The following is a 10,219-nucleotide window of genomic DNA, read 5'->3' as shown; positions in this document are numbered from 1 at the left end:
ACACAGCGGCCCCACACGCCTGCGCCGGGACCGCGGGTTCCGCGGTCCCGGCGCTTGTGGAGGGCAGTTGATCCGTCACATGCTCACCCGTCCGCTCAGCGGAACGTTCCAGTGCCTGTCCGGCCGGTGCGACTGATCGCTGAAGGTTGCGCTCCTTCGCGGGCCGAGGCCGAGAGGCTGATCACGGAGGGGAAGCTTGTCTCGGCCGTCCGGCTGAGCGGCAGGCTCTCCGGCGACTTCACCTTCACGCTCAAGCGCTGAGCCCTACTCGCCAACAGGGGCCTGTCCGGCAGGATCCGCCGGACAGGCCCCGAACCCGCCTTCAGTCACCCGGCGTTGAAGCGGTGTGCGGGCGTCGTCGGTGCGCACACCGAGCCGGGTTCTCAAGGTTGTCGGACTGTGTCGTGAGGGTGCCGACGGCGGTCACGCTCGGACGCCGTTCCGCGTCGGCGGCGGGGTGGTTCAGTTCTCCGTGCGGGCGGGAAGCCGCCATCCCGGGCGCGGGAAGTGGCAGGTGTAGCCCTCGGGATAGCGCTCCAGGTAGTCCTGGTGCTCGGGCTCGGCCTCCCAGAAGGGGCCGATCGGCTCGACCTCGGTGACGACCTTGCCCGGCCACAGTCCGGAGGCGTCCACATCCGCGATCGTGTCCTCGGCGATCCGCTTCTGCTCGTCGTCCACGTAGTAGATCGCCGAGCGGTAGCTGAGGCCGATGTCGTTGCCCTGGCGGTTCTTGGTGCTCGGGTCGTGGATCTGGAAGAACAGCTCCAGGATCGCCCGGAAGTCGGTCTTCTCCGGGTCGAAGAGAATCTCGATGGCCTCCGCATGGGTGCCGTGGTTACGGTACGTGGCGTTCGGTACGTCGCCGCCGGTGTACCCGACCCGGGTCGCCGTCACGCCCGGGAGCCGGCGGATCAGGTCCTGCATTCCCCAGAAGCATCCGCCCGCGAGCACGGCCCTCTGCGTCTGCGCTGCCATGTCGGCACCTTTCAATCTGTCGCCTCGGCCATGCGCTGCCCACTCGCACACCGTCGGCGTTCCAGCCTTCGTGGCTACAACAGCGCGTGAGAGGCCCGAACAATTCCGTGCCCTAAAAGTCATCCCCGCGGTCGGCCCCCGCGGTCGGTTCCGAGGTCGCCGGACGGTGCGCGGACGGCGCGGACGGCGCGCGCGGACGGCCTGCCGAGGGAGCCCGGTGCCCTGCCCAGATCCATCGCCCCTGGGCCGAACGGCTCAGGCACGGCACGCCTCGCCCGTGCGGGCGGGCGGTCGCCGGTGGAGGATCGGTGGGGTGGCGGCCTCGGGAGGGTCGCCCGGCACCGCCCCACCGCGTGAAGAGGTCCCGGCCATGCAACTGTTCGACCACCTCCTGTTCCACTGCGCCACCGACCGCGCCCCGGAACTCGTCGGGGACGACGGCCTCGGCGTCACGCCGACCGCGACGTGAGCGCCGCCGCGCGCGGGGACGCGCCCGGCGGCGGCCGCTACGGCGAGGCCGTGTTCCGTCCCGAACAGGCGGGAGAGGGCGAGCGCATCGACTTCGGCGCCCTCGCCTACGACGACGTCACCATGGCGCGGCTGCGGGCACTCGGGGTGGGCCCGGGGTGGCGCTGCCTCGACCTGGGGGCCGGCACGGGGACGGTCTCGCGTCGGCTGCTGGACGAGGCCGGGGTGGCGAGCGTGCTCGCCGTGGACCGCGACGTGCGTTTCCTCAGGGCGCGGCCCGTGTCCGGGCTCGAGGTGCTGGAAGCCGACATCACTGCCCCGGACTCCGTCCCCGGCCGGTTCTCGCTCGTCCACGCTCGTTTCGTGCTGATGCACCTGGCCGAGCGTGAGCGCCTGGTCACGGCGCTGGCCGAACTCGTCGCGCCCGGCGGTGTGCTGGTGCTCAGTGACGCGGTGGACCTGACGAGCGACCGGACGCCCGACACGCCGTACAGCGAGGTCATGCGGGCGATGTGGCAGGGGTTGCGGGCCGGCATCGGCACCGATGTCTCCTGGGTGCCGTCGTATCCCCACCTGCTGCGCGGGGCCGGGCTCGTGTCCGTCGCCGCCGAGGTCCATGTGCCGCCGCTGCTCCCGGGCAGTCCCATCAGCCGCTTCTGGGCGGACACCTGGGAGCGGAGCCGAGCGGCGATGCTCGCCACCGGTCTGGTCGACGACACGGCCGTCGACGCGGCGGTCCGCTCCCTGGGCTCCGACGAGTGCGCCGCGCTGTCGGCAGGCATGCTCACCGTCTGGGGATGGAAACCCGACGGGACCTGACCATCCGCGAAGGGCGGCCCCGCGCCCGATGTCGAGACCGGCCACCGTGCAACCCCCAGGGGCGCCGCGCGTTCAGCGTGCGTGGATGAGCAGCAGCGCGATGTCGTCGCTGCGGGGCGCGGATCGCGGGGCGTGGCCGACCAGGGTGTCGGCGAGGGCCTGCATGTTCTGGGTGGAGGCCTGCGCCAGTCGGTCGGCGAGGCTGTGGATCGCGTCCTCGATGTCGACGCCGGGTGCTTCGACGAGTCCGTCGGTGTAGAGCGCGAGCACCGTGCCGGGTGACAGGGAGATCTCGGTGGTGGGGTAGTCGGCCGCGGGGTCGATGCCGAGCAGCAGACCGGGCTGGAGGGGGACGACTTCGGTGTGGCCGTCCGGATGGCGCAGGATCGGGGGTGGGTGGCCGGCGGTGGCCAGACAGGCGTGGTGGCGGGCCATGTCGAGGGCGATGTAGGTGCAACTGGTGAACAGGCCGGGGTCGAGGTCGGTGAGCAGGCGGTTGGTGCGGGCGAGGACTTCGCCGGGGGGTGCGCCCGCGGTGGCGTGGACGGCGGTGCGGACCTGTCCCATGAGGGTGGCGGCCTGCACGTTGTGGCCCTGGACATCGCCGATGGCAGCGGCGGCGGTCGTCTCGTCGAGGCGGATGAAGTCGTAGAAGTCGCCGCCGATGCCCATCCCGCGGCCGGCGGGGAGGTAGCGGGCGGCCACTTCGAGCCCGGGGACGCTGGGCAGGGTGCGAGGCAGCAGGCCGGCCTGGAGATTGCGGGCGAGCTGGTGCTCGGCGTCGTAGAGGTGGGCGCGGTCCAGGGCCTGTGCGATCAGTCCGGCGAGGGCGGTGAGGACGGCGCGTTCCTGCGGGGCGAAGGGACGGGGCTGGTCGTAGGCGAGAACCATGGAGCCGACGGAGCGGCCGGTGGTGATCAGGGGAAGGAACGCCCACGAGGCCATGCCGTCCTGGAGTACCGCGGCGGGATATTCCCGTTTCAGCTCCGCGAAGCTGGTGAAGAAGCACGGGTTGCCGCTGGTGAGGACGCGCACGGCTGGGGTGTCGGCGGTCAGCGGGATGGCGTCGAACCGGTCCATGAGGTCGGCGGAGTAGTTGCGGTAGCCGATGATCCGCAGTCTCCCCTCCTCCTCGGCCATCAGGGCCAGGGCCCGGGCCCCGAAGGCTGCCTGGACCTCGTCGGCGACCCTCTCCACCACGTCGCTCACGCCGACGGCCTCGGTGAGGGCGACAGCGAGATGCGTCAGGGCGTAGAGGGCGGTGGCCCGGCCCGGTTCGGCGGGCGGCGCGGGATGGACCAGGAGCGGCGGGTCCGGGGTATGGGCCGGCGGGGTGCGGACGATGCGCACACTGATGCCGATGGCGTCCGGGTAGAGGTGGAAGGACAACCAGTGATCCGGCGGGCGCAGCGTGCTGAAGGACGTCGGCCGGCGGCTGAGCGCCGCTGACCGGTAGCGGTCCTCGGCGACGGGGGTGTCCAGCCAGGGCAGCGCCTCCCAGGGGCGTGCTCCCAGCAGGTCGTCAACACCGACGCCGAGGAGCTCCGCCGCCGCGGTGGTGATGAAGGTGATGCGGCCGTCCACGTCCAGCGAGCAGCAGCCGTCGGGCAGGCGCTCGGCGAAGTCGACCGCGGCCTGTGCCTCGTGGCGCCCGGCGGTACGGGTCCGCGGCGGAGGCAGTATCCGTGGCTCGGTCCCGGGCAGCACGGGCCGGCCGCTGTCGGCGGCCCGCCGCAGGATCACGCCCAGACGGTCGCAGACGCCGCGGATAGCGTCACGCTCATGCGCGCTCAACGTCGGGGGGTGCGAGGCGGGCCAGTGCACCACCAGGCCTCCCCATACACTCGGGCCGGTCGTGATCGGGGCGGCGGCGAGGGCGAAGGGGTGAGGCAGGACGAGCGCCATTTTCGGGTACCGGCGTGCCCGCTCCTCTTCGTTCCCGACCCACACCAGTTGACGCTCCCGTACGGCGTCGGCCACCGGGGTCGCGGCCTCCAGCGTCACCCGCGCCCACGGAACGGCGATCCGCCACGAGACCCCGCTCAGCAGCGCCATGTGCAGGGCGGACTCGTCCGGCGGCAGCAGATAGAGCGCACTCACGCTGGTGCCGCTCTCCTGCGCGAACCGAAGCAGAACCGATTCCAGCGAATCCAGCGATTCCGGTGAGGGCAGTGAATCCGGTGAGTCCGGTGAATCCGGTGAGTCCGGTGACTGCAGTGACTCCGGTGGCGACGGGCCGGAGCCCGCAGGGTCATCGGTGGACGCGGCGTCGGACACGCGCTCACCGTCCTCTGCGAGCGCCGGCCGGTGAGCCCCGAGGCCCGGACCGACGTCGAACGGCCTCGCCGCTGACACCGGCGGCCGTGGCCGACGAGGGGCCGGTGCCCGCGCCGCACCTGGTGGGGCCGACGGCGATCCGCGCCCAGCCGCACTCGGACCGCCGACTCGTCGGCCCCGGCCGGGCCCGGTGGCCGACCGACCCTGACCTGGTCCGATGGCCGGTCGGCGCCGTCGTACGAATGATCCGGCCGCCCAGTTCGGGCGGCTGCGCGAGTGCGGCGCGATGGCAGCCTCCGGGACTCCGTGCCCCTGGCGCATCGTCGCTCCGCCCCGCGGGCAGAGTGCCGTTCTGTTGCCGTGCCGGGGCCTGCGCACGGCCGGGCAGCTCCGCCGTGGCAAGCACCGTCACGCGCCGATTCCCTGCCTCCGTCGGCCTTCGTCGCCGGGCGCGCCAAACCGCCTGCCGGTGCGCCGGGCGGCACCACCGGCGTCCACAGCTGGACCACCGTGGCGACGGGGCTCCGCTCCGACAGTACGGACCGCTACCCATATACGGACGATACGCCCACCAGGCAGCGCCGCCCACTCTCCTTATCCGCGCATGGTGCGGGTGAGGGGACGCACACCGCAATGGCCGTGCCGGGGCTGGTGGACATGCCGGCGTCGGCCCGATCGAGCAGCAGAAGCCACCGCGGTCCGCTGCCCGGGCGCGCCATTGACCGACACCGACGCGACTCCTAGCGTGGCGTGGAATACGTTTACCGACGTCCCTCTGCGTCTTCGCCACCCTGTACGCGTCCCGGTAGGAGCCTCATGTCCCAGTCCCCGCCGCCCGCTGCCCTCATCGCCATGAACCCGGTGCATCTGCGGGGGCTCTTCCCGCCTCCGGTGATGGCACGGCTCCGTCAACTGGTGGACGTCGACCCCGGACTCGTCGTCCAGGACTTCTCCGATCCCGCCGCGACCGCGGCGCTGGGCCGGGCCGAGGTGCTCATCACGGGCTGGGGCTGCCCCCACATCGGCGCGCAGGTGCTGGAGGCGGCACCGCGGCTGCGGACCGTGCTGCACGCGGCCGGCAGCGTCCGGCACCTGGTGGGGACGCCGTTCTGGGAGCGGGGCCTCGCCCTTTCCAGCGCTGCGCAGGCCAACGCGCTCCCCGTCGCGGAGTACACGCTCGCCGCGATCCTGTTGGCCGGGAAGGACGCCTTCGGGCTGCGGGAGCGCTTCCGCGCCGAGCGTGCGCATCCCGGCCCGACGGAGTACGCGGCGGTGGGCAACCTCGGCCGCCGGGTCGGCCTGATCGGCGCCTCTCGCGTGGGCCGCCGACTGCTGGAACTCCTGCGCCCCCTCGACCTCTCGGTGAGCCTGTACGACCCCTATGTCGACGCCGCCGAGGCAGCGGAGCTCGGTGCCGTCCCGCTGCCGCTGGACGAGTTGTTGCGCACCAGCGACATCGTCAGCGTGCACGCCCCCGACATCCCACAGACCCGTCGCATGCTCGACCGCGAGCGACTGGCCCTCATCCCCGACGGTGGCGTGCTGATCAACACCTCGCGCGGTGCCCTTGTCGACCAGGCCGCGCTCGTCGAGGAACTGACCCGTGGCCGGCTCAGCGCGGTGCTGGACGTCACGGAACCGGAGCCGCTGCCGGCGGACTCCCCGCTGTTCAGCCTCCCGAACGTGTTCCTCACCCCGCACATCGCGGGGTCCCTCGGCAACGAACTGGCCCGTCTGGGCGGCACGGTCGTGGAGGAACTCGAACGCCTCACCACGGGCCGGCCACTGGCGTACCCGGTCCATCGGGCAGGGCTGGCGACCAGCGCCTGACCCGCTGTCATGTCCCCGGCCGGACATCAAGTTGTACGCCGAGCTGTACGTCAGTCCGCTGCTGCGGCGACAGTAAACGGTTACCCCGGGCGGGCGCGATTCATGGCCGCGATGTCTCCGCGCGCGGCCGCGGATGCAATATCGTCATGATGTGACGCCGAGCGAAAACGCCTCCGCCGTGAGCCCCAACCCCAGGGGCGGCAGGCGTCGGCGAGGTGATTCCGCGAGCGGGGACCGCCCGAGCACGATCCGCGATGTCGCTGAGCGAGCGGGCGTGTCGGTAGCAACCGTTTCCCGGACGCTGGCCGGCAACTATCCGGTCTCCACCGTCACCCGGAGCCGCGTCATGGACGCGGTGAAGTCGCTGCACTACGTGGTGAACGTGCACGCCAAGGCTCTCTCCGGGCGGGTCGCGGGCCCCGTCGCCCTGGTCCTCAGTGACATCACCGGGCCGTCACTGGCTCATGTCGCCGCCGGTGTAGAACAAGAGGCGGCCGTACGGGGCCGGCTTAGCCTCGTCTGCGCCACTCACGGGAACCCTGACCGGGAGAACGAACTGGTGCGGCTGATGCGCGAGCAGCACGCCGCCGCCGTCGTGCTCGTCGGCGGGGCCGTGCAGGACGAGGCCTACTTCCGGCGCATGGCCGAGTACGCCGAGGCCCTGGACGCCGCCGGGTCCCGTCTCGTGCTGGTGGGTCGTCCGCCGCTGCCCGGGGACCTTCCGGTCACGGTCGTGGACTACGACAACCGCGGGGGCGCCTTCCAGGCCGCCGACCACCTGTTCGCACAGGGCCACCGACGGGTCCTGTTCCTCGGCGGCGATCCCCGGCTGAGCACCGCGGTACAACGGCGGGAGGGCTACCTGCACGCCCTGCGCGCACACGACGTGCCGTATGCGGAGGAGTTCGACATCCCCGGTCTCTACACCCGCGTCTCGGGCTACCGGCGCACGCACGACGCGCTGACGGCCGGACTGGACTTCACAGGCGTCGTCGCGGGCACGGACATGGTGGCGCTCGGTGTGCTGGCCGCGCTCCGCGAGGCGGGACTCGACATTCCCGGGGACGTCTCCGTGGTGGGCTACGACGACGTCCCCTTCGCCCCGGACCTCAGCCCGTCACTCACCACCGTCCGGGTCCCGTACGAGGATCTGGGCCGCACGGCCGTGCGGATGGCGATGGAACGCACCGAGCGCGTCACCGGCGACGCCCACGTGGTGCTGAGCACCCACCTCGTGATCCGCCGGTCCGTACGCGAACCGCGATGACCCCCTGCGCGGCCACCGGCCTTCGGGGAACGCGCGGGTGCGTCCCGGCGTCCCGGCCGGGCGGCGGCCCCGTCCGCAGGGCGACTCCACGCAACCGGTCACCGGACCGTCGGCACGCGGCATGATCAGTACGGTGGTGGGGCTGGACTACGAGAGGGGTTGCACGGCTGTGCACGAGCGAGCGGGGATCACGACGGCGAAGGAAGCCGCGGACCACGAGTTGATCCTGGCCTTCGGGCGTTTGCAGGGAGCGGCCAACCGGCTGGAGTACATACTCGGCCGGGCACTGGAGGTGGAGTGCGGGATCAGCCACCTGATGTTCGAGGTGCTGCTGATCCTGGGGCGCGCGGGCAGGCCGGGCCTGTCGATGCGGGCCGTCGCCCAGGAGCAGGTGCTGACCACGGGGGGCGCCACCCGGCTGGTGGACCGCATGGAGGCCGCCGGGCTGGTGGCGCGGGCCGAGTCTCCGGACGACCGGCGCGGAAAGCTCGTGACGCTCACCGCGCTGGGCGAGGAGACGACCGTACGGGCCTCCCGGGTGCACGTCGAGAACATCCAGCGCTACTTCGTGGAGCCGCTGCCCGCCGAGGATCGTGGGCGGTTCGCCGAAGACCTCCGCATTCTCAGCCACTCGGCCCGGGACACGCTGCCGCGCCTGCCCTGACCTGCGCCGCACCTGACCTGACCAGCCCTGACGTGCGGCTGGTCGTCCGCCCTGCGCCAGGGGCTCGCCCAGGACCGGGGCAGCGTCTGCGGCCAGGGCACCGCCACGCGTTCGTCGACACCTCACTCGTCCGCGACGCGATGACCGGCTGACTCGGCACGTCCGTGAGTGACCCGCACTTTCGCGGGCGGAGCCCTGTCATCGGCCACAGGGCTCCGCCTCCGGTCCGCTCTCAGCCCGCTGTGCCCCTGGGGACAGACGGAGTGAGTCCGCTTCCCGATGCCGGTCCCGATCTCCACCGGACCCGGGGCCGAAGTGCCTTGCTGGAACGTCCCTTGACGGCGGACCACCACACCCCGGCGCCGTAGGCGATGTCGTCCAGTCTGCGGGCGACGCCGTAGCGGACCGGATCGATGTCCGGGGTGCCCTCCCCGTACTCCAACGCGATGTCGGCGACAGCCGCCAGTGCCGTGGCCCGGCGTACCCGCCGGGACAGTACGCAGCCCAGCACCGTCAGGGGCCACCAGTGCCTGGTGAGCAGCGCCGACGTCTGACTCACGGCGTCGGCCGCGCCCATGGCCGTCAGGGACGTGGCCAGTCGCACGGGGTGTTCCGTCCCCCGGAGCCTTCGCGCGATCCGTCCTGCGGTCACCAGACCGACGGCGCCCGCCACGGGAACCGACCACCCGCGCTGGGCCAGGAGGGCGAGGACGAAGGCGGCGCTCCACGGAGCCAGCACCGCGGGAGCGATGAACTCGGGATGCCTCTCGGCGAGCGGGTGAGCCCCGGTCCCGTAGACCGCTTTGCGTACGAACCAGTCGTCGAAGCGGACGCGATGCTCGTGCGCGGCGTGCACCGAGGGCTCGTAGCGGATCCGTCGGCCGTCCTTGACGATCCGCCAGCCGAGATCGACGTCCTCCCCCACTCTCATCCGTTCGTCGAAGCCGCCGGGCAGTGCGTCGGTGCGGGCCACGGTGCAGGCGGTGGAGGCCCAGGCGACCGACGTGCCGGGGCGCACCTGGGCCGGGTGGGGTCCCAGGTCGAGAGACGACCGGGCCGCCTCGTACCGCGAGATCCAGCCTCCGGAGGTGGGCCCGGCAAGCCCCGTGATGCGGGGGACGACCATGGCGACCCTGGGGTCGGCGAAGTGTCCGAGCAGCGTCGGGACGGTCTCGGGGGGCAGGACGACGTCGGAGTCCACGAAGACCACATACGGAGTCGTGACGAGCCGGAGCCCCGCATTACGCGCCCCCGCCGGACCGACGTTGACGTCCAGGGCGACGAACCGCGCCCTGTGCCGGACAGCCACGGCCTCGACCACTTGCCGCTGCCGGGACGCGTCGTCGACGACGATCACCGGATGGTTCCGGCCGAGGCTGGAGAGCAGCCGATCGAGGGCGTGCGGCCGGTCACGCACCGGGACGACGAAGGTGTACCGGGCGTCGTCGGACGACGGCAGCTCGCCTACGTCCGGATGGGCCATGCCGGCTTCCAGGAGGCGGTCGGCGAACAGGGCACCGGCGCGGTCCCGCACCCTGACGGTACGCCCGGCCAGCAGCGCGGCGGCCCGCTCGGTCAGGCGCATGAGCCGGACCGGGGCACCGCCGAGCAGGGTTCGTCCGCCGTCCAGGACTCGCGTGTCACGGTCGAGCACGACCACGAATCCCTCAGGAAGCATCATCCCTCCTCCTCATCATCCCTCCGCCTCCTCCCTCGTCGTACCGGTTGACGTTGGCGGTTGACGGTTGGCCAATAGCCAGGAACAGTGTCCGAAATTGCGCGAAATTGCCGGCGAGTGGTTTGCGGTCAGGCCTCACCGGATCTATAAAGTGACCTTAATAGCAGTCGGCACCGAAGAGAAGGGGCTCACAGCCACGCCTCTGCTCGTCGCGCGTACGTGAAGGGAACGAGGTCCGTTT

At 72.0% G+C, this 10,219-nt stretch carries 7 protein-coding genes and 1 pseudogene; 5 read left to right on the top strand and 3 right to left on the bottom strand.

All coding sequences use genetic code 11. The features are described 5' to 3' along the window. Nucleotides 1–261 (top strand): annotated as a pseudogene (locus tag ACFWBB_RS13550) (hypothetical protein); the annotation flags it as partial. Nucleotides 262–462: 201 nt separating this feature from the next. On the opposite strand, the gene msrA reads toward ACFWBB_RS13550, so the two are convergent. Further along, nucleotides 463–975 carry a peptide-methionine (S)-S-oxide reductase MsrA gene (msrA, locus tag ACFWBB_RS13545; RefSeq protein WP_385270335.1) on the bottom strand — a complete coding sequence of 171 codons (513 nt, stop codon included), beginning with the start codon at nt 973–975 and terminating at the stop codon, nt 463–465. A gap of 465 nt (nt 976–1,440) precedes the next feature. Between msrA and ACFWBB_RS13540 the strand changes: the two genes are divergently transcribed. Continuing rightward, nucleotides 1,441–2,262 (top strand): class I SAM-dependent methyltransferase, encoded by an 822-nt coding sequence (locus tag ACFWBB_RS13540; RefSeq protein ID WP_385270333.1) that lies wholly within the window; start codon nt 1,441–1,443, stop codon nt 2,260–2,262. 72 nt (nt 2,263–2,334) lie between these two features. On the opposite strand, the gene ACFWBB_RS13535 is transcribed toward ACFWBB_RS13540, so the two are convergent. Continuing rightward, nucleotides 2,335–4,362 carry a SpoIIE family protein phosphatase gene (locus ACFWBB_RS13535; protein WP_385270331.1) on the bottom strand — a complete coding sequence of 676 codons (2,028 nt, stop codon included), beginning with the start codon at nt 4,360–4,362 and terminating at the stop codon, nt 2,335–2,337. Between the two features lie 993 nt (nt 4,363–5,355). Between ACFWBB_RS13535 and ACFWBB_RS13530 the strand changes: the two genes are divergently transcribed. The 3 genes from ACFWBB_RS13530 to ACFWBB_RS13520 all read left to right on the top strand — a co-directional run bounded on the left by ACFWBB_RS13530 (nt 5,356) and on the right by ACFWBB_RS13520 (nt 8,300). Beyond that, nucleotides 5,356–6,369, top strand: coding sequence for a hydroxyacid dehydrogenase (locus ACFWBB_RS13530; RefSeq protein ID WP_385270329.1), 1,014 nt, complete (start codon nt 5,356–5,358; stop codon nt 6,367–6,369). 133 nt (nt 6,370–6,502) lie between these two features. Then, a complete protein-coding gene (locus tag ACFWBB_RS13525; RefSeq protein ID WP_385270327.1) occupies nt 6,503–7,636 on the top strand; it encodes a LacI family DNA-binding transcriptional regulator in 1,134 nt (377 codons plus the stop codon). Nucleotides 7,637–7,805: 169 nt separating this feature from the next. After that, nucleotides 7,806–8,300, top strand: a complete 495-nt coding sequence (locus tag ACFWBB_RS13520; RefSeq protein WP_385270341.1) for a MarR family winged helix-turn-helix transcriptional regulator — start codon at nt 7,806–7,808, stop codon at nt 8,298–8,300. 232 nt (nt 8,301–8,532) lie between these two features. Here ACFWBB_RS13520 and mftF read toward each other — a convergent pair whose 3' ends face one another. Continuing rightward, complete coding sequence (gene mftF, locus ACFWBB_RS13515) at nt 8,533–9,981, bottom strand: mycofactocin biosynthesis glycosyltransferase MftF (RefSeq protein ID WP_385270325.1); 1,449 nt, start codon at nt 9,979–9,981, stop codon at nt 8,533–8,535. Between the last annotated feature and the right edge of the window lie 238 nt (nt 9,982–10,219).

Source organism: Streptomyces sp. NPDC060000 (genome assembly GCF_042737375.1).
Lineage (GTDB): Bacteria > Actinomycetota > Actinomycetes > Streptomycetales > Streptomycetaceae > Streptomyces.
The sequence above is the reverse complement of the archived record's forward strand: the minus strand, read 5'-3'. Positions and strand labels throughout refer to the sequence as shown.